This window comes from Pseudomonas sp. B2M1-30 (genome assembly GCF_025447575.1).
GTDB lineage: Bacteria > Pseudomonadota > Gammaproteobacteria > Pseudomonadales > Pseudomonadaceae > Aquipseudomonas > Aquipseudomonas botevensis.
In genome coordinates this window covers 1-19,839 of the sequence record NZ_JAOEJT010000028.1, presented here as the reverse complement: position 1 = coordinate 19,839, position 19,839 = coordinate 1, and the positions used below count along the sequence as shown (strand labels likewise).

Below are 19,839 nucleotides of genomic sequence, written 5' to 3'. Positions count from 1 at the left end.
CGTCCCCTTCGTCTAGTGGCCTAGGACACCGCCCTTTCACGGCGGTAACAGGGGTTCGAGTCCCCTAGGGGACGCCAGTTTTACAGAAGCGATGTTACAAGATGTCGCTCCGCCGCGAGGCGAAAAATCCGGGGCTATAGCTCAGCTGGGAGAGCGCTTGCATGGCATGCAAGAGGTCGACGGTTCGATCCCGTCTAGCTCCACCAATTTACACTTCAAGGTCTGGCCACACCGGCCTTGAAGCGATCAGCACTCAGCACTGATCAGTTGTAGAAGGGTTTGCGTCCCCTTCGTCTAGTGGCCTAGGACACCGCCCTTTCACGGCGGTAACAGGGGTTCGAGTCCCCTAGGGGACGCCACGATTACCCGCACTGCGGGATTTTTAAGGGTCATTCAATTATTGAATGGCCCTTTTGTTTGTCTGGCGTTTGGCCAAATCTCCTTTTTCCTTACACTGTGCTTCAGACCAACGGTCAAATTCATGACTTGCAGAATATTATTATGAGAATAATATTCTAATCGTAATATTCGGAGGCGACGATGAACGACAAGAAAGCTCAAACCCGTGAACGCATCCTCAAGGCTGCCAGTGCCGCACTGATTCAGCGTGGCCCGGCCGAGCCGAGCGTGGGCGAAGTGATGGGCGCAGCCGGCCTGACCGTCGGTGGCTTCTACGCACACTTCGAAAGCAAGGACGCGATGATGCTTGAGGCGTTCACGCAATTGCTGAGTCGGCGTCGCGACCTGATTGACGACATGGACACCGAGTTGACCGGCGAAGAACGTCGTGCACTGGTCGCCGCGTTCTACCTGTCGCGCAAGCATCGTGACTCCAGCGATGCGGCATGTCCGATCCCGGCCTCCATCGGCGAGCTTGGACGGTTGCCGGAAACGTTCCGTATCGCGCTGAACGAGCACGTGGAGCTGATGACCGCACAGTTGGCTGCAAGCCCCGAAGACATCGATAAAGCGTTGGCCGACATGGCCTTGATGGTAGGTGGCCTGGCGCTCGCGAGGGCGTTGGGGCCGGGTGATTTGTCCGATCGATTGCTGCGCGCCGCCAAGTCGGCGGTGCGTTGAGCTGAAGGCGACAGGCCTGAGGAGAGTGCGATGGGTACGTTGAAGTGGGTTCGCGGCGTTAATGGCACCTTGGGCTGGTTTGCACCGAAACTGGTGGCGAGCAAGATGCGTCTGGCGTTCATGACGCCGCGCGAGCTGCCTCCGAGGGACTGGGAGTTGCCGCTGCTGGCAAAGTCCGAACGAATCACCCTGCGCTTCGGCCTTTCGGCATTGCGCTGGGGACAAGGCCCGACCGTGTTGCTGATGCACGGATGGGAAGGGCGCCCAACCCAGTTCGCCGCGTTGATCAGCGCTCTGGTCGAGGCCGGCTACACTGTCGTCGCGCTCGATGGACCGGCCCACGGTCGTTCGCCGGGGCGTGAGGCCAACGTCGTGTTGTTCGCCCGGGCCATGCTCGAAGCCGCCGCCGAATTGCCGCCGCTGCAAGCGGTCATCGGTCACTCCATGGGCGGCGCCAGCGCCATGCTCGCGGTGCAATTGGGGTTGCGCACTGAAACCCTGGTGAGCATCGCCGCGCCGGCGCGCATTCTCGGGGTGCTGCGTGGCTTTGCCCGCTACGTCGGGATGCCGCCGAGGGCGCGTTCCGCGTTCATTCGTCAGGTCGAGAACGATGTCGGCATGCGCGCCGCGACCCTTGATGTCGCGCATTATCAACTGGATATGCCGGGCCTGATCGTGCATGCCGAGGACGATAAATTCGTTTCGGTCAAAGAATCCCAACTGATCCACGAAGCCTGGTTCGACAGTCGCCTCCTGCGCCTGGCGGACGGTGGTCATCAGCGTGTGCTGGCCGATCCCCGGGTCATTGATGGCGTGTTATCGCTGTTGGCCGGGCGCAGTTTGCAGGCGCGGCAATCGGCCTGAGCTTCCGTTACACTGCCCCGGTTGAATTATCTGACCGGGAGTGGGGCATGAGCTGGGATCGGGCAACACCGTTTACCATTGATCTGCAAGTAGGCGCCGAGGACATCGACGGGCTGGGGCACGCGAACAATGCGGTTTACGTGACCTGGCTCGAACGCTGCGCCTGGCGCCACTCACAGCGGCTGGGTCTGGATCTGGTCGAGTACCGGCGCCTGGATCGGGCGATGGCGGTGGTGCGTCATGAAATCGATTACCTGGCGGCCGCCTACGAAGGCGACGAGCTGCAATTGGCGACCTGGATCGTCGATTGGGATCAGCGCCTGAGAATGACCCGGCATTTCCAGTTGATCCGTCCCAGCGACAACACCACGCTGCTGCGCGCGCAAACCACGTTTGTCTGCATCGAACTGTCCACCGGCAGGCCCAAGCGCATGCCGGCCGAGTTCATCGACGGCTATGGCCCGGCGATTCAAACGCAGGAATGCCTGCAAAGCTGACCGCCGGGGTTCAGTGATGTCTGCAGAATCCCTCAATAATCCAGTAAACTGCCGCACGTTTTTTCCTTGAGTAGTGTTTTCCCCATGCAAATTGCTCTGGCGCCTATGGAGGGGTTAGTCGACGACATCCTTCGTGACGTGCTGACCCGGGTTGGCGGCATCGATTGGTGCGTCACCGAATTCATTCGAGTCAACGATCAGTTGCTCACTCCGGCGTACTTCCACAAGTTCGGCCCGGAGCTACTCAACGGTGCCCGCACCGCGTCCGGCGTGCCGCTGCGTGTGCAACTGCTCGGCTCGGATCCGGTCTGTCTGGCGGAAAACGCGGCGCTGGCCTGTGAACTGGGTTCCGAGGTCATCGACCTTAACTTCGGTTGCCCGGCCAAGACCGTCAACAAGTCCCGTGGCGGGGCGGTGCTGCTCAAGGAGCCGGAACTGCTCAACCAGATCGTCGAGCATGTCCGGCGTGCCGTGCCGGCGCATATCCCGGTCACAGCCAAGATGCGCCTGGGGTTCGACAGCCCGGACGGATCGCTGGTTTGTGCCACCGCCCTGGCTGAAGGGGGCGCCGAGCACATCGTTGTCCACGCCCGTACCAAGGTCGATGGCTACAAGCCACCGGCCCACTGGGAGTGGATTCCGCGCGTGCAGGACGTGGTCAAGGTGCCGGTGTTCGCCAACGGCGATATCTGGAGTGTCGAAGACTGGCGCCGCTGCCGCGAAATCAGCGGTGTGGAAGACATCATGCTCGGGCGCGGTCTGGTTTCGCGTCCGGATCTGGCCCGGCAGATTGCCGCCGCGCGAGCCGGGGAAGAGGTGGTCGAGATGACCTGGGCCGAGCTGCTGCCGCTGATCCAGGACTTCTGGTTGCAGGCCAAGGCGCAGATGACTGCACGTCAATCGCCGGGTCGCCTGAAGCAATGGCTGGCGATGCTGACCCGCAATTATCCGGAAGCCACCGAGCTGTTCACCGTGCTGCGTCGTGAGACCGAGCCGGACCAGGTGTCGCGTCTGCTGGGGTTGCCGGTGGCCGAAGCGGCCTGAAAAAATCTGCAAATAATCTCTTGAAATCAAATCAGCGGTCCCTATCTAAGGGTTACGCGATGCCGAATTCGGGTCGCGGAGATAAAAAACCTTGCTGATTGTTTTCAGGAGATTTGAACCATGAGTACTGCATTTTCCCTCGCTCCACTGTTCCGTTCCTCGGTAGGTTTCGACCGTTTCAACGACCTGTTCGAAACCGCTCTGCGCAACGAGCCAGGCAGCACCTACCCGCCCTACAACGTCGAAAAGCACGGTGACGACCAATACCGCATCGTCGTGGCGGCGGCCGGATTCCAGGAAGAAGACCTGGAACTGCAAGTCGAAAAAGGTGTGCTGACCATCAGTGGCGGCAAGCGTGATGCCAACGAAGGCGTCACTTTCCTGCACCAGGGCATCGCCCAGCGTGCATTCAAGCTGTCCTTCCGTCTGGCCGATCACATCGAGATCAAGGCAGCCGGCCTGAGCAACGGTCTGCTGAGCATCGACCTGTTGCGTGTGATCCCGGAAGAGGCGAAAGCCAAGCGCATTCCAATCAACGGAGCGCAGAAGCCGGCCATCCAGCACTGAGGTCGATTGTTCGACCTTGAGTGACCGGTAAAAAAATCCGATGCCGTCATGGCATCGGATTTTTTATGTGCGGGATTCAGGCATTCAAGTCCCGCATCAACAAACCGAAGCGCAAATCCACCGCATCCGGAATCGGCAAATACACGGTATGCCCGTCGCCCGGCGCCACGTCGATGGCCTCGCCCTTGAGGTTGTGCAGGTGTTGCAGATCGAAGTGGAAATTGCCCTTGGGGGTCATCAGCTCCAGATGATCGCCCACGGCAAAACGGTTTTTCACCTTGACCTCGGCCAGGCGATCCCGCCGCTCGCCGGTCAATTCGCCAACGAACTGCTGACGCTCCGACACCGAGCTGCCGTTCTGGTAGTTCTGGTATTCGTCGTGGACGTGTCGGCGCAGAAAACCTTCGGTGTAACCCCGTTGGGCCAGGGATTCCAGATCGTTCATCAGGCTGCGATCAAACTCGCGCCCGGCCACGGCGTCGTCGATGGCCCGGCGGTAGACCTGGGTGGTGCGTGCGCAATAGAAGTGCGATTTGGTACGGCCTTCGATCTTCAGTGAATGCACGCCCATGCGGGTCAGGCGTTCGACGTGTTGCACGGCGCGCAGATCCTTGGCGTTCATGATGTAAGTGCCGTGCTCGTCCTCGAAGGCCGGCATCAGTTCGTCGGGGCGGTTGGCTTCCTGCAGCAGGAACACTTGATCGGTCGGCGCGCCGATGCCGAGGGTCGGTTCGGGCTCATAGGTCTGTACGATCTCGCCGAGCTGGTTTTCCGTGGCCTCCTTGGCCGTGTATTTCCAGCGACAGGCGTTGGTGCAGGTGCCCTGATTGGCGTCACGCTTGTTCATGTAGCCCGACAACAGGCAACGCCCGGAGTAGGCCATGCACAACGCGCCGTGAACGAACACTTCCAGCTCCATGCCCGGCACCTGATCGCGGATTTCACCGATCTCTTCCAGCGACAATTCCCGCGACAGGATGATCCGGCTCAGCCCTTGCTGCTGCCAGAACTCGACGCTGGCCCAGTTCACGGTGTTGGCCTGCACCGAAAGGTGGATCGGCATCTGCGGAAAATGCCGGCGTACCAGCATGATCAATCCCGGGTCGGACATGATCAGCGCGTCCGGCGCCATGTCGATCACTGGCGCCAGATCCTTGAGGAAGGTCTTGAGCTTGGCGTTGTGCGGCGCGATGTTGACCACCACGTAGAAGCGCTTGCCCTGCGCCTGGGCTTCGCGAATGCCGAGGGCCAGGTTGGCGTGGTCGAATTCGTTGTTGCGTACGCGCAGGCTGTAGCGCGGCTGCCCGGCGTAAACCGCATCGGCGCCGTAGGCGAAGGCGTAACGCATGTTTTTCAGGGTGCCGGCAGGCGCCAGCAATTCCGGAGCGGCAAGGGGAGAGGTGAGGGTCATGGCGGCGTCGGTCGCAAAAGCGCGGCAGGGTAGACCAGTCGCGGCCAGGCTTCATTGATCTGGATCTATGCTCCATGAACAAAGATGGCACTCGCGCGGGTGCGGGCTGACTAAGTTGGGCGGGTGCGCGGGGCGCCTGACTGACATGGACTGGACATGAATCAAAAGAGTCTGCAATTCAAATCCCTCACGGTGCTGCTGGTACTGGTGACGGTCGCCTTCATCTGGATCCTGCTGCCGTTCTACGGCGCAGTGTTCTGGGCGGTGATTCTCGGCATCCTTTTCGCGCCACTGCAGCGGCGGATGCAACAGAAGTTCGGCTGGCAGCGCAATCTGACGTCGCTGTGTACGTTGAGCATCTGTCTGGTGATCGCGATCCTGCCGGTGATCGTCATCAGCGTGCTGCTGGTGCAGGAAGGGGCGACGGTCTACAAGAACATTGAAAGCGGCGAGTTGGACATCGCCGCTTACCTGGCGCAGTTCAAACACAGTCTGCCGCCGTTTTTCCAGCATCTGCTCGATCGTTTTGGTGTAGGAGAACTCGACGCGTTGCGCGAGAAAATCGTCAAGGCGGCGATGCAGGGCAGCCAGGTGCTGGCGACTCAGGCGTTCAGTTTCGGTCAGGGCACGTTCGAGTTCGTGGTGAGTTTTTTCATCATGCTGTACCTGCTGTTTTTCTTCCTGCGCGATGGCGCCGAGCTGGCGCGCAAGGTGCGCACGGCGGTGCCTCTGGAGGAGCATCACAAGCGTCGTTTGCAGCTCAAGTTCAATCGGGTGGTGCGGGCGACGGTGAAGGGCAATCTGGTGGTGGCGATTACGCAGGGTGCGTTGGGCGGGGCGATTTTCTGGTTTCTCGATATTCCCAGCGCACTGCTGTGGGCGGTGCTGATGGCGTTTCTGTCGCTGTTGCCGGCAGTCGGCGCGGGGATTGTCTGGGGGCCGGTGGCGGTCTATTTCCTGCTCAGCGGGATGATCTGGCAAGGCGTGGTGCTGGGGTTGTTCGGGGTGTTTGTGATCGGTCTGGTGGATAACGTGCTGCGACCGGTGCTGGTCGGCAAAGACACCAAAATGCCCGACTACATGATCCTGATTTCGACCCTGGGCGGTCTGGCGGTGTTCGGTCTGAACGGTTTTGTGATCGGGCCGCTGATTGCGGCGCTGTTCATGTCGAGCTGGGCGCTGTTCGTCGAAACCCGGCCGAAAGTGCAGCTGCCTTAGGCCTGGAACGGGGTGTTGACGATCTTCTGCGACAAGGCCTGAGCGGCTGGCAATGAAGTGAGCGGGCCGCTGATCGGCTCGCCATCGCGCACCAGATACCAGCAGGCAAGCAACCCCGAGGCTCTGAGCGCTGCGGGAACCGCGCTGCCAATAACGGACATGATTTGAACCTGAGCCATGACAAGTACCTCCATCAATCTATGGAGCTACCTTAAGGACTCGCGGGACTTATCAGAAATCAACGTTCTCGATAGTGGTCATTGACGCCATTGAGCGCCGTTTCAATCGACCACTTGATCGAGCATGTGCACGATTTCATGCTCGTTGAGCAAACCCTTGCGCACCAGGTTCTCGGCCAGCAGCGAAAGAAACTTGGCGCTGCGGTGGCCTTCCAGATGCTTGAGTTCGGTCAACGCGTTGTACACCTTGCTTGAGGTGCATAAACCGACAATTCGGTGCGGATTTTGTGTAGGCATTCGAGTCGTCCTTGTTGTTATCAACCTGTTGTTTACGGACGGATTCAGATTGCGGCTCCGTCATGACAAATAAATGACCGTTTTGTGTGTTGCCCCCAACGGTCAATTCATCATGCCGACTTTATCGGCACAAACTGTCCCCACAGCGACCTTGACGAGATTTTTTCAGACTCTGGCCGACGGACGGCCATGAAAAAGCCCCGCTGAAAAGCGGGGCTTTGTTTCGGTTACCAGCGCGGGCCACCGTAGTAGTGCGGCCGACCGTAGTAGCCACGGGGCGGGCCGTAATAAACCGGAGCCGGTGCCACGTAAACCGGTTGTTGAACGTACACCGGCGCCGGTTGGTAATAGACCGGTGGTGGCGGCTGTTGTACGTAAACCGGTTGCGGCTGAGCGTAAACAGGCTGTTGCACATAGACCGGTCGGTCCTGGTTGATGAGCGCCGAGCCGATGATGGCCGAGCCGACGATCGCACCAAACACCGCCGGACCCTGCCAGCCACCGCCATGGGCTTCTGCCTGACCTGTGACCGCGAATGCACCAATCAACAAGGCCACGATGGGGAGTTTACGAATCATGATAAATCCTCGGTTCTTCGACCCGGGCGTCCGGCCTGCAACAGGCGCGGGATGGCGCGGGGATACCTCTATGACAACGAAATTCTGAAAATCAGCACAGCGGCTGGGTAAATTTTGTGTAAGGTCTGTACCGGCTTCCTTACCGGCTGCCGGGCATTGCCTGTGATGCCCGTGTTAGACCGCCGTATGATCGTTCAGAACCTGATGGTCTGGCTAATCCCGTCCATCCGAAAGTGCATTCGAGGAGATCCCCATGCAGATGAATCCCAACAAAGACACCCAATTGTGCATGTCCCTGTCTGGGCGTCCCGGGAATTTCGGCCTGCGCTTTCATAATCATTTGTATGAGCAACTGGGCCTGAACTTCTATTACAAGGCCTTCAGCAGTCAGGACCTGCCCGGTGCCGTGGGCGGGATTCGTGCCCTGGGCATTCGTGGTTGCGGGGTATCGATGCCGTTCAAGGAGGCCAGCATTGCGCTGGTTGATGAACTGGATGCGTCGGCGGCGGCGATCCAGTCGATCAACACCATCGTCAATACCCACGGCCATCTCAAGGCCTACAACACCGACTACATTGCCATCGCGCAATTGCTGGAAACCCACGCCGTGCCGCTGGAGTCGACCTTCGCCCTGCGCGGCAGCGGCGGCATGGCCAAAGCCGTGGCCAGTGCGTTGCGCGATGGTGGCTACAAAAAAGGTCTGATCGTGGCGCGCAACGAGCGCGCCGGCAGGGCGCTGGCGGACTCCCTGGGTTACCGCTGGCAGGCAGATCTGGGTGAAGAGCGCCCGCAAATGCTGATCAATGTCACCCCGGTCGGCATGGACGGCGGGCCGGAGGCCGGGCAACTGGCGTTCGAACCAGGGGTGATCAGGTCGGCAGACACGGTGTTCGATGTGGTGGCGATTCCCTCGGAAACCCCGCTGATCGTGCGTGGCCGGGCCGAAGGCAAGCGAGTGATCACCGGGCTGGAAGTGATCGCCATTCAGGCGCTGGAGCAGTTTGTCCTGTACACCGGCGTGCGGCCGACCGTGGAGCAGTTTGAGGCGGCAGTGGCGTTTGCGCGCAGTTGATCGGGTGATTCGGCGGGCCGCTTCGCGAGCGAGCCCGCTCCCACAGGCATCTATACTGCATCGCCAGCAAGCGCAGACTTGCCCACCGTCAAAACCGCGATGAGGACCGTATGAAGCCGCCCATTCTCAACCTGCATCAGGTCGAACTCGAATCGTTGCCCGAAGCTCTGGCCCCGGAGGGTGAAACCGCTGGCCGTTATCAGCAGCGCATGGCCCGGGTCGGTCAGCAACTGGGCGCGCAGAAGCTCGGTTATCGGCTCTACGCGCTGCCACCGGGCATGCGCGGCAGTCCGTTCCACAGCCATCGGGTCAATGAGGAAATGTTCTACGTGGTGGCTGGAGAAGGGGAGGTGCGCCTCGGTGCCGAGCGCTTTCCGATCCGCGCCGGGGACGTGATCGCCTGCCCGCCGGGCGGCCCGGAAACCGCGCACCAGATCATCAACACCAGTGCGGCGGAGCTGCGTTATCTGGCGGTCAGCACCCAGCAGCAACCGGACATTTGCGAGTATCCCGATTCCAACAAGTATGCGGTGATGGACAACTTCAAAGTCGATGCCGAGGGCAACGCGTCAGGCTTTGTCGCGGTGGCGCGACAGGCGGACGGGGTGGATTACTGGGATGGCGAGTAGCCAAGGCTGATCGAGGATCTGTGGGCGCGGGCACGCCCGCGCCCACAAGACCGGCACATTATTCGAGACGGGCCAGACGCTCTTCCAGCGCCGCAATCCGCGCCTCCAGCTCTTCGATCCGTTCGACCGAAACACCGCTGCCGCCACTGCGTTCCTGGGGATGCTGTCGCGCCGCCAGAATTGCCTCGATATCCGCCGGATCGCCCAGCGCGTGGGTGTAGCGATCCTCGCGCTGGCCGGCCTGACGCGGAATCAGCACCGCCAGCCCTCGGCCAATCAGGCGTTCCAGTTGATGCACCACCTGTTCGGCGTCTTCAAACTCATGCATGCGACCACTGCGGGTCAGCAGTTCGTTGACGGTCTGCGGCCCGCGCAAAAACATCAGACCGGTCAGGATCAGTTGCGCCGGCACCAGTTCCAGCGCCTTGTCGACCTTGTGTTCCCAGCGGTCGGCGCGGCTGCCCATCACCAGTCTGGCAAAACCTCGGCCCTCGAGGGCGCGCAGGCTTTGGCCCACCTGGCCCTGGGTCAGGTTCATCACCGGTTCGCGGCTGGTCTTCTGGTTGCAGGCCAGCACCAGTGCGTTGAGGGTCAACGGATAGGTTTCCGGGCTGGTGGCCTGTTTCTCGATCAGCGAACCCAGAATGCGGATTTCCGTGGTATTTAGCCGTGGTTCGTCGAAGGTTGCTTCAAGTTCTGTGGTCATCGCGCGTTCCCTCTGCAGTCGAAGGCGCCTAGCCTAATCCTTGCCAAACAAAAGGCAAGCCATGCGGTCATCAAGCATGGCTATAATCGCCGGCATGTTCCACCCAGCCACCACGCGAGACTGTCATGACCATCTCCCTGTACGCCGCATCCGTCCCGGTTTTCCAACAAATGCTCACTGCGCTGAGCGATGTGCTGAAAAAGGCTGAAGCCCACGCCACCGAAAAAAACATCGACCCGAACGCCTTCCTGCAAGCCCGTCTGTTCCCGGACATGTTCCAGCTGGTGCGTCAGGTGCAGATCGCCGTGGACTTCGCCAAAGGCGTGTCGGCGCGTCTGGCTGAAGTCGAAGTGCCGAAGTACGACGACAGCGAAACCACTTTCGCTGACCTGCAGGCTCTGCTGAGCAAGGTCCTGGCCTTCATCGGCGAGATCAAGCCAGAGCAGATCAATGGCAAGGAAGGCATCGAAATCGTCACCCGTCCAGGCACTCCGAAAGAGAAGCGCTTCACCGGCCAGGCCTACCTGCTGACCTACGGCCTGCCGCAGTTCTTCTTCCATGTCACCACTGCTTACGCGCTGCTGCGTCACAACGGCGTTGAAGTGGGCAAGCGCGATTACATGGGCGCGTTCTAAAACACCCGGTAACGAAAAAGCCCGCCAAGGTTTGCGCCTTGGCGGGCTTTTTGTTCGCGGTATTTACGCCGGACGCTGGGTTTTCTGTTCTTCGCCCAGGCAGGCCGCGGCGGTAAACAGGACGTCAGTCGACGAGTTCAACGCCGTCTCGGCCGAATCCTGCAACACCCCGATGATGAAGCCCACCGCGACCACCTGCATGGCGATCTCGCTCGGAATGCCAAACAGGCTGCACGCCAGCGGAATCAGCAACAGCGAACCACCCGCCACTCCCGACGCACCGCAGGCGCAGATTGCCGCGACCACGCTGAGCAGGATGGCGGTCGGAATGTCCACGGCAATGCCCAGGGTGTGCACCGCCGCCAGGGTCAGCACGGTGATGGTGATCGAGGCGCCGGCCATGTTGATGGTGGCACCGAGCGGGATCGACACCGAATACGTGTCTTCATGCAGGCCCAGGCGCTTGCTCAGTTCCAGGTTGACCGGAATGTTCGCCGCCGAACTGCGGGTGAAAAACGCGGTGATGCCGCTTTCGCGCAGGCATTTGAGCGTCAGCGGGTATGGGTTGCGGCGTAGTTTCCAGAACACGATCAGCGGGTTCATCACCAGCGCCACGAACAACATGCAGCCGAGCAGCACCGCCAGCAGGTGTGCGTAGCCGACCAGTGCGCCGAAACCGGAGGTGGCGAGGGTCGAAGCCACCAGGCCGAAAATCCCCAGCGGCGCAAAGCGGATCACGACGCGCACGATCAGCGTCACGCCGTTGGACAGGTCGCTGACGACTTCGCGGGTGGTGTCGCCGGCATGGCGAATCGCGACGCCCATGCCGATCGCCCAGGCCAGAATGCCGATGAAGTTGGCGTTCATCAGGGCGCTCACCGGGTTGTCGACCACGCTCAGCAACAGGCTTTGCAGGACTTCGCCGATGCCGCCCGGTGCCGTCACCGCGACGTTGTCGGTGGACAGTACCAGGCTCGACGGGAACATCGTGCTGGCAACGACGGCCACGACCGCCGCACCGAAGGTGCCCAGCAAATACAGGAACAGGATCGGTCGGATATGGGTTTCCTGGCCGTGCTTGTGGTTGGCAATCGAGGCCATCACCAGTACGAACACCAGGATCGGTGCCACGGCTTTCAGGGCCGAGACGAACACCTTGCCGATAAACGCAGTGCCTTTCGCCGCGTCCGGGGCGAACAGCGCCAGGGCGATACCGGCAATCAGGCCGATCAGGATCTGCGTGACCAGGCTGAGGTTTTTCAGGCGGTGCAATAGAGAAGGGGATGAAGCGGTCATAACGGCATCTCTGACTTTTTATAGGGTGCAAGGTTGCGTGAAACCGGTGGTAAATCGGGGGCAGGCCACAGGTACGAACCGAAGGGGCTGACGCGCAATCAACGCCATGAAACAGCGCGTTGAACAGGGTGTACGTTTTGCAGGGCGCGGACTTTATCACAGCGCAGGCTTTATCCTTCAGACGTGTGACGATCTGCCGCCCGAGCGTCGGGCAAGATAGACAGGTTTGTGCAAGTCAGTCCGGGAACTCTCTGTTAAGATCGCGCATCCTTATTTTCAAGTTCTGCCAGCGGGCCTCCGGGTCATCGCTGGTGTCGTCGTTTTGCTGGAGTTTCCCATGCTGTTGCCCATCCTTCTGCTGTCCGCCGCCGGGTTCACGGTGCTGACCACGGAATTCATCATCGTCGGCCTGCTGCCGGCGATCGCCCGCGACCTGGAAGTCACCATTCCCCAGGCCGGTTTGCTGGTGACATTGTTCGCGTTCACCGTGGCGATGTTCGGCCCGTTCCTGACTGCGTATTTCGCCCGCTTCGAACGGCGCAGGCTGTTCATCACGATCCTGATCATGTTCGGTCTGGCGAATACCGTGGCGGCATTGGCGCCGAACATCTGGGTCATGGCGTTTGCCCGACTGATCCCGGCGTTGGGCTTGCCGGTGTTCTGGGCACTGGCCAGCGAAACGGCGGTGGACATCGTCGGCCCGGACTACGCCGGCCGCGCCATCGCCAAGATCGGCTTCGGCATCGTCTGCGCCACCGTGTTCGGCATTCCGGTCGGCACGCTGATTTCCGATGCGTTCGGCTGGCGCAGTGCGTTCGCGATTCTTGCGGTGATCGCGTTCGCCAAAGCCCTGCTGCTGTTCGTCTATCTGCCGAAAACCAGCCTGCACCAGCATCAGGTCAGCTTCCGCTCGCAGTTCAAGATCCTGCGCAGCCCGTTGATGATCGGCCATGTGCTGCTGTCGATTCTGGTGTTCAGCGGCATGTTCACCGCTTACACCTATCTGGCGGACATTCTCGAGCGCCTGGCCGGGTTCAACGGCACGGTGGTCGGCTGGTGCCTGATGGGCTTCGGTGCGGTCGGGCTGATCGGCAACTCGCTGGGCGGGCGCGCGGTGGATCGCCATCCGCTGGTGGCGTCGATGATGTTCTGCGCGTTCATGATCGCCGGCATGGTCGCTCTGGTGCCGAACATCCATTCGCCGCTGGGGCTGGCGGCAGCGATGGGCATCTGGGGTGTGACCCAGGCAGCGTTGTTCCTGGTCAGTCACGTCCGTCTGATGAAGGCTGCGCCGCAAGCGCCGGCCTTTGCCGCCTCACTGAACATCGCCGGGGCGAACCTGGGGATCGGTCTGGGCGCGATGATTGGCGGTCGGGTGATCGACAGCGCCGGCCTGGGCTTCCTCGGTTTTGCCGCTGCCGGGTTCATTCTGCTGTCGATCTTCCTCGCCATGGTGTTGATGGCGTTCAATCCGCCGGCCCACTGCGCCGAGGCGTCATAACGCGGTAAACAGCTCGCGTCGGGCACCTTCGGTAATCGCAACGATGCCGGGGTGCTTGACCTTGCGCTCCACCGAAATCGCATAGAACGACTCGCTCACCGCGTCGGTCTGGCCGATCAGCTCGACGCTGTACTGGCGCTTCACTTCTTCGGCAATCACGCTCGGGCCAATGAAAATCCCGCTGCCGGATTGGCCGAATGCCTGCATCAAGGCGCTATCATCGAACTCCCCGACGATTCTGGGCTGGATCTGCTGCTCGGCGAACCAGCGCTGCAAACGGCTGCGCACCACGGTTTCCGCGCCGGGAATCAACAGCGGCGCGCCGTTCAGGCTGCGGGGGAAATCTTGCCCGTACTGCGCTGCCAGTTCTGCGGTGGCGAAGAAACTGATGCCGCATTCGCCGAGTTTCTGGCTGTAGCCCTTGATGTCCAGGTGCGAAGGCATCGGGCTGTCGGAGATCACAAGGTCCAGGCGCTGGATCGCCAGGTCCGCCAATAACCGTTCGAGCTTGTCCTCGCGACAGGTGATGCGCAGGGGTTCGTTCAGCTCCATGGTCGGCGCGATCAGGCGATAGACGATGGATTTGGGCACCACGTCGGCCACGCCGACGCGAAAGAGGATCTGCTGTTCGTTGGGCTGGGCGCGGAGCATCAGTTCCAGCTCGCCGCCGATCTGGAACATCTGCTCGGCGTAGGGCAGGGCCTGGCGCCCGGCTTCGGTGAGTTCGAGTTGCCGGCCGACGCGTTGAAACAACTCGATGCCATAAGTCTGTTCCAGCAGGGAAATCTGCCCGCTGATGGTTTGCGGAGTCAGGTTCAGTTGCTCGCAGGCGCGCACGATGCTGCCGGTCTTGGCGACGACCCAGAAGTAGTGCAGTTGGCGGTAATTGAGCATGGCGGCCTTCAGTTCGTGAAAACCGAAGTATAGACGCTAAAAATACGAATTTTCCTGAAGTGTTCGCCTCTCTAGAATGCCCAGCCATCGACAAGCGGCCTGCGTGGCCCGGTCTGAGCAATCGAAGGAAGCATCATGAAACTCAAAACCACAGCGTTGCTGTTTGCGTCTTTACTGGTTCTGGCCGGTTGTGACCAGGCTGAAAAAAGCGCCCAGCAATTGATGGGGCAGGCGGCCGAAGCGGCCAAACAGGCAATCGATGACACCCACAAAGCTGCCGAACAGGCACTGAGTGATGCCACCGGCAATCTGATCAGCCAGAAAGAACCGAAAGAAGACGACGAAAAAACCGAATCGTCCTCCCAGGAAATCTAAAACGTCTTACACAGAGTCAGGACTGACCCATGGAATATCTGTTAGAACTCGCCGCCAGCCCCACCGCTTGGGTTGCTTTGGCCACACTGGTGGTGATGGAAATCGTGCTCGGCATCGATAACCTGATCTTTATCTCGATCCTGACCAACAAGCTGCCCGAGCAGCACCGGCAGAAGGCTCGCCGCATTGGTATCGGCATGGCGCTGATCCTGCGTCTGGGTCTGTTGAGCACCATCGCGTTCATTGTGCAGCTGACCGCGCCGGTCATCGAGATCCTCGGCCAGGCGTTCTCCTGGAAGGACATGATCCTGATCGCCGGTGGCCTGTTCCTGGTCTGGAAAGCCACGACCGAGATCCATCACAGCATGGACCCGGCACCGGATGATCCGAAGACCGTGACCTCGCAGGTGACCCTGGGCTTCGCCGCCGCAATCGGCCAGATCCTGATGCTCGACATGGTGTTCTCGATCGACAGCATCATCACGGCGGTCGGCATGACCGAACACTTGCCGATCATGATTATTGCGGTAGTGGTTTCGGTGTTGGTGATGTTGCTGGCGGCTGATCCGCTGGCCAAATTCATCAACGACAACCCGACGGTGGTGATGCTCGCCCTGGGCTTCCTGATCATGATCGGCATGACGCTGATCGCCGAAGGCTTCGGTGCCCATGTACCGAAAGGTTATGTGTATGCCGCCATGGCGTTCTCGGCGGCGATCGAGGTGCTGAACATGCTGTCGCGCCGCGCCAAACAGAAGAAGCTGGCAGCGCAGGCTTGATCGCTGACCCATAAATGAAAGGGCCGCCTGAAGAGGCGGCCTTTTTTTGTTTGAGGAATTTTTGTTTGAGGAAATCAGTGCGCAGTCGCTGGGCGCGCTGGATGCTTCTCGCGTTTTTCCGTTCTGGCGGGTGGTACAGGGTGATGGTGGCGCCGGGAAATGCGCAAAACGCCCCACAACATGGCGGCCGCCACGGCCAGCCAGCCGGCAATCAACATTACGATGGTCATGGTCAGGCTCATCGGTGCCTCCTTTTGCCCGGCAGCTCTGGACTGGCTCGGGCGCACACTTTTCGCAAATCGCTCTGTTTCACTGACAGTCTAGTCAATGAGGTGTTTCAGGCTATTGACCAAAGGTCGGTGGTGACCAATCAGTTCGCTCTATGCAGTCGATGAGTCTGCGGTTTAAAGCTATACCGCAGGCGTGCGCCGTCCTATGATCGTCGGCCAAGCCGGAGCACGATGACCGGCAACTGATCAAGAGAGTGAAGATGGAGCAGCTATTTTCTCGGATTCGCGCGGCGTTGCTGGTGGCGGGTTGCGTCGCAAGTCTGGCGGGGTGTGCGGGCAGCGTGGCGCCGGAGGTCAAGCGTCTGCCGGAGCGGGTCGAGCTCAGCGGCACCTTCTACCGGGGCGAGGCGCATCAGAGCGGGCCGCAAGTACTGGCGAGCCTGCTGTCGCAGCAGGGCATCGTGATTACCCCGGGATTGCTGGAAAAGCCGCTGCATCTGCCAGGTGCCGAGGACAAGCTGCAACAGAATATGCAGAACCTCGCCCGTGAATACGGCATGGTGGTGTATCCGCTGGACAACCGGCTGCCGGCGTTGCTGACTCAGGTTGCCGCCGGTTATCCGGTGATGGTGCGCTTCAGCGAAGGTTCGGCATTCTGGGCCGAACCCCGTTACGCGATACTCTCCGGCTACGACCGGCAGAAGCAGAAGGTCTTGCTGCGGGCCGGGATGAATCGTCGCGAACTGATGAGCTTCAGCGCTTTTGAGTCGGCTTTCGAGAAGTCGGGCGGCTGGGCGGTTTTGATCCAGAAGCCTTCACAGATTCCGGCAGCCGTCGATCAGCAGCGCTGGCTCAAGGCCGCCGATGAACTGGCGCAGGCCGGGCAGGAGCGGGAAGCGGCGCAGGCGAGGAAAGCCCTGGCCGCGCACTGACGCTCCGTTCGTCATCTGCCGGGCACCTCGGTGGATGGCGAGTCTCTGAAAGAGAAGTGCCCGGTATTTCCGGGCCATGTCCCAGGAGGCGAACATGGCAATCCCACCTTCTCCCAGCGGTCCGCATTCGTCCGAGCATTCGAGCGGCGATGACCTTGGGTTCGATCCGGACTCTCCGGATTTGGACGATCCGCAAGTCGACCCGACCGGCCCGGCCAAGGCCCCGCAAGACATCCAGCCGGACGATGACAGTAAACGCCCGGCCAAACCCTACGACCCGCTGGGCAATCTCAAGCCTTGATGTGAGGTGCACATGAGTACCGATTCGAGTTTTGACGACCACAAACCTGACAGTGTGCCAACCACGCCGGAGCCTGAGGTAGATCCGGTGCTGGATCCGGACAGTCCGCTGCGCGATCCGCTGGCGCGCCCGGCAGTGGTGACACCGGAACACTCGCGCGACCCCGGTGCCGGAGACGGCATTCCGGACGATGACGAAATGCCTCTGCCCAACGACTGAACCGGCAGACGAAAAAAAGCCCCGAATGTTCGGGGCTTTTGCTTGGGGCGCGCGTTACTTGGAGGCTTCGACCACGCCGCTCTGGCGACCCTTGAGGTTTTTCTCCGCCTTGTATTGCTGAGCCACGGCCGGCACGTTGGTGCTGCGGCCGGTTTCGACCCAGCTGCGAATGCGGCTCGCATCGGCAAAATGGGTGTACTTGCCGAACGCATCAAGAATCACCAGCGCCACCGGGCGGTTACCCATTCTGGTTACCAGTACCAGGCAATGACCGGCCGGGTTGGTGAAACCGGTTTTGGTGATCTTGATGTCCCAGTCGGCTTTGTTGACCAGGTGATCGGTGTTGCGAAAACCCAGGGTGTAATTGGGTTTGCGGAACGAAACGGTCTTTTCCTTGGTGGTGGTCAGCTCGCTGAGGATCGGGTGTTTCTGCGCCGCCATCAGCAGCTTGCTCAGGTCGCGGGCGGTGGAGACGTTGCGCTCCGACAGGCCGGTCGGTTCCACGAAGTGCGTGCTGGTCATGCCCAGCGCCTTGGCCTTGGCGTTCATTGCGGCGATAAACGCGGCGTAACCGCCCGGATAGTGATGAGCGAGGCTGGCGGCAGCGCGGTTTTCCGAGGACATCAGGGCGATCAGCAGCATCTCTCGACGCGGCAGTTCGCTTTTCAGTTTGACCCGGGAGAACACGCCTTTCATTTCCGGGGTGTTGCTGATATCGACGTTGATCCATTCGTCCATGTTCTGGCGGGCTTCGACCACGACCAGGCCGGTCATCAGCTTGCTCACGGAGGCAATCGGCACGATCACATCCGGGTTGCTCGAATAGATGACTTTGTTGGTCTGCAGATCCATCAGCAGAGCGCTGCCCGAAGCGATCTTCAGTTGCGAAGCATCTCGCGGGGCGGCGGTGGTTTCGGCGGCGTTGACCGTTGGCGTGAGGAGTGTGCCTGTAAATGCAAAAACCAGGCTCAGGATCGAGAGACGAATATTCACGCGGGCGAACTCATAAAAGGTTGGATATGTCGTTATTTGTAACGGGCTGTGTCGTAAAAACGACGCATTCTAGGAGTATGGATGAAGAACTGTCGATGGTTGTTTGCGAGGCATGAAAAAGTCGTGAAAAGCCCTGTAAAAATAGGGGTTTCCGGCGAACGGTAAAGGTTTTTTCGAGGGCATGAAAAACCCCGCACGGGGCGGGGTTCTCACAGGGCTGAAAACACGACTCAGCTGTGCAGGGTTTCCGCTGCGTACAGCGTGTTTTCGAGCAGGCAGGCGCGGGTCATCGGGCCAACGCCGCCCGGCACCGGGGTGATCCAGCCAGCGCGTGGCAGGGCGGTTTCGTACACCACGTCACCGACCAGTTTGCCGTCGTCCTGACGGTTGATGCCGACGTCGATCACGATCGCGCCTTCCTTGATCCACTCACCCTTGACCAGGCCCGGCTTGCCGGCGGCGACCACCACCAGATCGGCACGGCCGACATGGCCGGCCAGATCCTTGGTGAAACGGTGGGTGACGGTCACGGTGCAGCCCGCCAGCAACAGCTCCATCGCCATCGGGCGACCGACGATGTTGGAAGCGCCGACCACCACCGCGTCCATCCCGTACAGGTCCGCACCGGTGCTTTCCAGCAGGGTCATGATGCCTTTCGGAGTGCATGGGCGCAGCAGCGGAATGCGCTGGGCCAGGCGGCCGACGTTATAAGGGTGGAAACCGTCAACGTCCTTGTCCGGACGAATGCGCTCCAGCAGTTTGGAGGCGTCCAGGTGTTCCGGCAGAGGCAACTGGAGCAGGACGCCGTCGATTGCCGGGTCGTCGTTCAGGCGATCGATCAGATCGGTCAGCGCCTGCTGGGTGGTGTCGGAGGGCAGGTCGTAGGCTTGAGAGAGGAAGCCTACCTCTTCACAGTCTTTACGCTTGTGCGAGACATAAACCTGAGAGGCAGGATCGCTGCCGACCAGGATCACCGCGAGGCCGGGAGTGCGCAGGCCTTGCTGGCGACGCTCGGCAACTCGTTGGGCGATCTGCTGGCGCAGGCTGGCGGCGATCGATTTGCCGTCGATTAGTTGTGCAGTCATTGCGCGTGATTAACCATCGAGAGGGGAAAAAAAGAGAACGCATTCTCGCATGTCAGGCGGTGAGGGCAAAGGCGCTTGGTCTGCAAATTCCCCTAACTCCTTTAATTAAATGAATTTTTTTTAAAAAGGATTTGACGGTCTTCAGGTGGCTCTATACTATTCGTCGCACTTGTCGGGCACAGCCTAGCACTGGTTAAGAAAGTCGAGCGGAATCAAGGTTCTGCAAAACTGGAAAGCACTTAGTTTGTAGTCCTTCAAGGGTACAGATTAACAAGGCGCCCGTAGCTCAGCTGGATAGAGCATCCGCCTTCTAAGCGGATGGTCGCAGGTTCGAGTCCTGCCGGGTGCGCCATTCTGGCAGCTTTGGCACAAGTAACGCGATATGGTGGGCGTAGCTCAGTTGGTAGAGCACGGGATTGTGACTCCCGTTGTCGTGGGTTCGATCCCCATCGTCCAC

General features: G+C 60.4%; 25 protein-coding genes and 4 tRNA genes. 19 read left to right on the top strand and 10 right to left on the bottom strand.

Annotated elements, in window-relative coordinates:
• The first annotated feature begins 1 nt into the window (after position 1).
• From N8H74_RS29070 to N8H74_RS29035, 8 genes are all read left to right on the top strand, one after another.
• Positions 2 to 77, top strand: a tRNA-Glu gene (locus N8H74_RS29070).
• A gap of 53 nt (positions 78 to 130) precedes the next feature.
• Positions 131 to 206, top strand: a tRNA-Ala gene (locus N8H74_RS29065).
• Between the two features lie 77 nt (positions 207 to 283).
• Positions 284 to 359 (top strand) — tRNA-Glu (locus N8H74_RS29060).
• A 181-nt stretch (positions 360 to 540) separates the two neighbouring features.
• Positions 541 to 1,080 carry a TetR/AcrR family transcriptional regulator gene (locus N8H74_RS29055; protein ID WP_217830582.1) on the top strand — a complete coding sequence of 180 codons (540 nt, stop codon included), beginning with the start codon at positions 541 to 543 and terminating at the stop codon, positions 1,078 to 1,080.
• 30 nt (positions 1,081 to 1,110) lie between these two features.
• A complete protein-coding gene (locus N8H74_RS29050) occupies positions 1,111 to 1,944 on the top strand; it encodes an alpha/beta fold hydrolase (protein WP_217830581.1) in 834 nt (277 codons plus the stop codon).
• A 47-nt stretch (positions 1,945 to 1,991) separates the two neighbouring features.
• Positions 1,992 to 2,441 (top strand): thioesterase family protein, encoded by a 450-nt coding sequence (locus tag N8H74_RS29045; protein WP_262152153.1) that lies wholly within the window; start codon positions 1,992 to 1,994, stop codon positions 2,439 to 2,441.
• Positions 2,442 to 2,525: 84 nt separating this feature from the next.
• Positions 2,526 to 3,485 carry a tRNA-dihydrouridine synthase gene (locus tag N8H74_RS29040; protein WP_217830579.1) on the top strand — a complete coding sequence of 320 codons (960 nt, stop codon included), beginning with the start codon at positions 2,526 to 2,528 and terminating at the stop codon, positions 3,483 to 3,485.
• 120 nt (positions 3,486 to 3,605) lie between these two features.
• Positions 3,606 to 4,052: an Hsp20 family protein gene (locus N8H74_RS29035; RefSeq protein ID WP_217830578.1), complete on the top strand. Its 447-nt coding sequence runs from the start codon at positions 3,606 to 3,608 to the stop codon at positions 4,050 to 4,052.
• Positions 4,053 to 4,128: 76 nt separating this feature from the next.
• Here the strand turns inward: N8H74_RS29035 and yegQ are convergent, their stop codons facing one another.
• Positions 4,129 to 5,463 (bottom strand): tRNA 5-hydroxyuridine modification protein YegQ, encoded by a 1,335-nt coding sequence (yegQ, locus tag N8H74_RS29030; protein WP_262152151.1) that lies wholly within the window; start codon positions 5,461 to 5,463, stop codon positions 4,129 to 4,131.
• Between the two features lie 156 nt (positions 5,464 to 5,619).
• Here yegQ and N8H74_RS29025 point away from each other — a divergent pair, with 156 nt between their 5' ends.
• Positions 5,620 to 6,681 carry an AI-2E family transporter gene (locus tag N8H74_RS29025; protein WP_217830576.1) on the top strand — a complete coding sequence of 354 codons (1,062 nt, stop codon included), beginning with the start codon at positions 5,620 to 5,622 and terminating at the stop codon, positions 6,679 to 6,681.
• Here the strand turns inward: N8H74_RS29025 and N8H74_RS29020 are convergent.
• From N8H74_RS29020 to N8H74_RS29010, 3 genes are all read right to left on the bottom strand, one after another.
• Complete coding sequence (locus N8H74_RS29020; RefSeq protein WP_217830575.1) at positions 6,678 to 6,860, bottom strand: hypothetical protein; 183 nt, start codon at positions 6,858 to 6,860, stop codon at positions 6,678 to 6,680. The genes N8H74_RS29025 and N8H74_RS29020 overlap by 4 nt on opposite strands.
• Before the next feature lie 102 nt (positions 6,861 to 6,962).
• Entirely contained in the window at positions 6,963 to 7,157 is a 195-nt protein-coding gene (locus N8H74_RS29015; protein WP_217830574.1) for a hypothetical protein, read from the bottom strand.
• 227 nt (positions 7,158 to 7,384) lie between these two features.
• On the bottom strand, positions 7,385 to 7,735 hold the full coding sequence (locus N8H74_RS29010) for a hypothetical protein (RefSeq protein ID WP_217830573.1): 351 nt from the start codon (positions 7,733 to 7,735) through the stop codon (positions 7,385 to 7,387).
• 253 nt (positions 7,736 to 7,988) lie between these two features.
• On the opposite strand from N8H74_RS29010, the gene N8H74_RS29005 reads away from it, so the two are divergent.
• Together N8H74_RS29005 and N8H74_RS29000 are read left to right on the top strand one after the other, a co-directional pair.
• Positions 7,989 to 8,807, top strand: a complete 819-nt coding sequence (locus tag N8H74_RS29005) for a shikimate 5-dehydrogenase (RefSeq protein ID WP_262152149.1) — start codon at positions 7,989 to 7,991, stop codon at positions 8,805 to 8,807.
• A 110-nt stretch (positions 8,808 to 8,917) separates the two neighbouring features.
• Positions 8,918 to 9,436 carry a cupin domain-containing protein gene (locus N8H74_RS29000; RefSeq protein WP_262152147.1) on the top strand — a complete coding sequence of 173 codons (519 nt, stop codon included), beginning with the start codon at positions 8,918 to 8,920 and terminating at the stop codon, positions 9,434 to 9,436.
• Between the two features lie 58 nt (positions 9,437 to 9,494).
• On the opposite strand, the gene N8H74_RS28995 is transcribed toward N8H74_RS29000, so the two are convergent.
• Positions 9,495 to 10,142, bottom strand: a complete 648-nt coding sequence (locus N8H74_RS28995; RefSeq protein WP_262152145.1) for a DUF480 domain-containing protein — start codon at positions 10,140 to 10,142, stop codon at positions 9,495 to 9,497.
• A gap of 125 nt (positions 10,143 to 10,267) precedes the next feature.
• Between N8H74_RS28995 and N8H74_RS28990 the strand changes: the two genes are divergently transcribed.
• On the top strand, positions 10,268 to 10,777 hold the full coding sequence (locus N8H74_RS28990; RefSeq protein ID WP_217830569.1) for a DUF1993 domain-containing protein: 510 nt from the start codon (positions 10,268 to 10,270) through the stop codon (positions 10,775 to 10,777).
• Positions 10,778 to 10,840: 63 nt separating this feature from the next.
• Here N8H74_RS28990 and sstT read toward each other — a convergent pair whose 3' ends face one another.
• Entirely contained in the window at positions 10,841 to 12,073 is a 1,233-nt protein-coding gene (gene sstT / locus N8H74_RS28985) for a serine/threonine transporter SstT (protein ID WP_262152143.1), read from the bottom strand.
• Between the two features lie 337 nt (positions 12,074 to 12,410).
• Between sstT and N8H74_RS28980 the strand changes: the two genes are divergently transcribed.
• Positions 12,411 to 13,574: an MFS transporter gene (locus tag N8H74_RS28980; RefSeq protein ID WP_217830567.1), complete on the top strand. Its 1,164-nt coding sequence runs from the start codon at positions 12,411 to 12,413 to the stop codon at positions 13,572 to 13,574.
• On the opposite strand, the gene nhaR is transcribed toward N8H74_RS28980, so the two are convergent.
• Complete coding sequence (gene nhaR, locus N8H74_RS28975) at positions 13,569 to 14,468, bottom strand: transcriptional activator NhaR (RefSeq protein ID WP_262152141.1); 900 nt, start codon at positions 14,466 to 14,468, stop codon at positions 13,569 to 13,571. The genes N8H74_RS28980 and nhaR overlap by 6 nt on opposite strands.
• Before the next feature lie 135 nt (positions 14,469 to 14,603).
• Between nhaR and N8H74_RS28970 the strand changes: the two genes are divergently transcribed.
• Entirely contained in the window at positions 14,604 to 14,843 is a 240-nt protein-coding gene (locus N8H74_RS28970) for a hypothetical protein (protein ID WP_217830565.1), read from the top strand.
• 29 nt (positions 14,844 to 14,872) lie between these two features.
• Positions 14,873 to 15,622 (top strand): TerC family protein, encoded by a 750-nt coding sequence (locus tag N8H74_RS28965; protein WP_262152139.1) that lies wholly within the window; start codon positions 14,873 to 14,875, stop codon positions 15,620 to 15,622.
• Positions 15,623 to 15,696: 74 nt separating this feature from the next.
• On the opposite strand, the gene N8H74_RS28960 is transcribed toward N8H74_RS28965, so the two are convergent.
• Positions 15,697 to 15,864 carry a hypothetical protein gene (locus N8H74_RS28960; RefSeq protein WP_217830563.1) on the bottom strand — a complete coding sequence of 56 codons (168 nt, stop codon included), beginning with the start codon at positions 15,862 to 15,864 and terminating at the stop codon, positions 15,697 to 15,699.
• 248 nt (positions 15,865 to 16,112) lie between these two features.
• On the opposite strand from N8H74_RS28960, the gene N8H74_RS28955 reads away from it, so the two are divergent.
• The 3 genes from N8H74_RS28955 (at position 16,113) to N8H74_RS28945 (ending at position 17,304) form a co-directional block, all read left to right on the top strand.
• Positions 16,113 to 16,784 (top strand): peptidase C39 family protein, encoded by a 672-nt coding sequence (locus N8H74_RS28955; RefSeq protein WP_262152136.1) that lies wholly within the window; start codon positions 16,113 to 16,115, stop codon positions 16,782 to 16,784.
• A 94-nt stretch (positions 16,785 to 16,878) separates the two neighbouring features.
• The gene (locus N8H74_RS28950) at positions 16,879 to 17,085 is read left to right on the top strand and encodes a DUF6021 family protein (protein WP_262152134.1); all 207 of its coding nucleotides are present in this window, start codon (positions 16,879 to 16,881) and stop codon (positions 17,083 to 17,085) included.
• A 12-nt stretch (positions 17,086 to 17,097) separates the two neighbouring features.
• On the top strand, positions 17,098 to 17,304 hold the full coding sequence (locus tag N8H74_RS28945) for a hypothetical protein (protein ID WP_262152132.1): 207 nt from the start codon (positions 17,098 to 17,100) through the stop codon (positions 17,302 to 17,304).
• 54 nt (positions 17,305 to 17,358) lie between these two features.
• On the opposite strand, the gene pbpG is transcribed toward N8H74_RS28945, so the two are convergent.
• Together pbpG and folD are read right to left on the bottom strand one after the other, a co-directional pair.
• Positions 17,359 to 18,297: a D-alanyl-D-alanine endopeptidase gene (gene pbpG / locus N8H74_RS28940; protein ID WP_217830559.1), complete on the bottom strand. Its 939-nt coding sequence runs from the start codon at positions 18,295 to 18,297 to the stop codon at positions 17,359 to 17,361.
• A gap of 230 nt (positions 18,298 to 18,527) precedes the next feature.
• Positions 18,528 to 19,382 (bottom strand): bifunctional methylenetetrahydrofolate dehydrogenase/methenyltetrahydrofolate cyclohydrolase FolD, encoded by an 855-nt coding sequence (folD, locus tag N8H74_RS28935; RefSeq protein WP_217830558.1) that lies wholly within the window; start codon positions 19,380 to 19,382, stop codon positions 18,528 to 18,530.
• Between the two features lie 275 nt (positions 19,383 to 19,657).
• Here folD and N8H74_RS28930 point away from each other — a divergent pair.
• Positions 19,658 to 19,734 (top strand) — tRNA-Arg (locus tag N8H74_RS28930).
• Positions 19,735 to 19,839 lie beyond the last annotated feature (105 nt).

Coding starts and splice junctions, on each gene's coding strand:
- N8H74_RS28960 (WP_217830563.1), bottom strand. CDS start 15,864: ATGAGCCTGACCATGACCATCGTAATGTTGATTGCCGGCTGGCTGGCC.
- sstT (WP_262152143.1), bottom strand. CDS start 12,073: ATGACCGCTTCATCCCCTTCTCTATTGCACCGCCTGAAAAACCTCAGC.
- N8H74_RS28965 (WP_262152139.1), top strand. CDS start 14,873: ATGGAATATCTGTTAGAACTCGCCGCCAGCCCCACCGCTTGGGTTGCT.
- N8H74_RS29025 (WP_217830576.1), top strand. CDS start 5,620: ATGAATCAAAAGAGTCTGCAATTCAAATCCCTCACGGTGCTGCTGGTA.
- N8H74_RS28980 (WP_217830567.1), top strand. CDS start 12,411: ATGCTGTTGCCCATCCTTCTGCTGTCCGCCGCCGGGTTCACGGTGCTG.
- N8H74_RS28945 (WP_262152132.1), top strand. CDS start 17,098: ATGAGTACCGATTCGAGTTTTGACGACCACAAACCTGACAGTGTGCCA.
- N8H74_RS29015 (WP_217830574.1), bottom strand. CDS start 7,157: ATGCCTACACAAAATCCGCACCGAATTGTCGGTTTATGCACCTCAAGC.
- N8H74_RS28950 (WP_262152134.1), top strand. CDS start 16,879: ATGGCAATCCCACCTTCTCCCAGCGGTCCGCATTCGTCCGAGCATTCG.
- N8H74_RS28970 (WP_217830565.1), top strand. CDS start 14,604: ATGAAACTCAAAACCACAGCGTTGCTGTTTGCGTCTTTACTGGTTCTG.
- N8H74_RS29050 (WP_217830581.1), top strand. CDS start 1,111: ATGGGTACGTTGAAGTGGGTTCGCGGCGTTAATGGCACCTTGGGCTGG.
- N8H74_RS29010 (WP_217830573.1), bottom strand. CDS start 7,735: ATGATTCGTAAACTCCCCATCGTGGCCTTGTTGATTGGTGCATTCGCG.
- N8H74_RS29000 (WP_262152147.1), top strand. CDS start 8,918: ATGAAGCCGCCCATTCTCAACCTGCATCAGGTCGAACTCGAATCGTTG.
- yegQ (WP_262152151.1), bottom strand. CDS start 5,463: ATGACCCTCACCTCTCCCCTTGCCGCTCCGGAATTGCTGGCGCCTGCC.
- N8H74_RS29005 (WP_262152149.1), top strand. CDS start 7,989: ATGCAGATGAATCCCAACAAAGACACCCAATTGTGCATGTCCCTGTCT.
- nhaR (WP_262152141.1), bottom strand. CDS start 14,468: ATGCTCAATTACCGCCAACTGCACTACTTCTGGGTCGTCGCCAAGACC.
- N8H74_RS28995 (WP_262152145.1), bottom strand. CDS start 10,142: ATGACCACAGAACTTGAAGCAACCTTCGACGAACCACGGCTAAATACC.
- N8H74_RS29020 (WP_217830575.1), bottom strand. CDS start 6,860: ATGGCTCAGGTTCAAATCATGTCCGTTATTGGCAGCGCGGTTCCCGCA.
- N8H74_RS29040 (WP_217830579.1), top strand. CDS start 2,526: ATGCAAATTGCTCTGGCGCCTATGGAGGGGTTAGTCGACGACATCCTT.
- N8H74_RS29055 (WP_217830582.1), top strand. CDS start 541: ATGAACGACAAGAAAGCTCAAACCCGTGAACGCATCCTCAAGGCTGCC.
- folD (WP_217830558.1), bottom strand. CDS start 19,382: ATGACTGCACAACTAATCGACGGCAAATCGATCGCCGCCAGCCTGCGC.
- N8H74_RS28990 (WP_217830569.1), top strand. CDS start 10,268: ATGACCATCTCCCTGTACGCCGCATCCGTCCCGGTTTTCCAACAAATG.
- N8H74_RS28955 (WP_262152136.1), top strand. CDS start 16,113: ATGGAGCAGCTATTTTCTCGGATTCGCGCGGCGTTGCTGGTGGCGGGT.
- N8H74_RS29035 (WP_217830578.1), top strand. CDS start 3,606: ATGAGTACTGCATTTTCCCTCGCTCCACTGTTCCGTTCCTCGGTAGGT.
- N8H74_RS29045 (WP_262152153.1), top strand. CDS start 1,992: ATGAGCTGGGATCGGGCAACACCGTTTACCATTGATCTGCAAGTAGGC.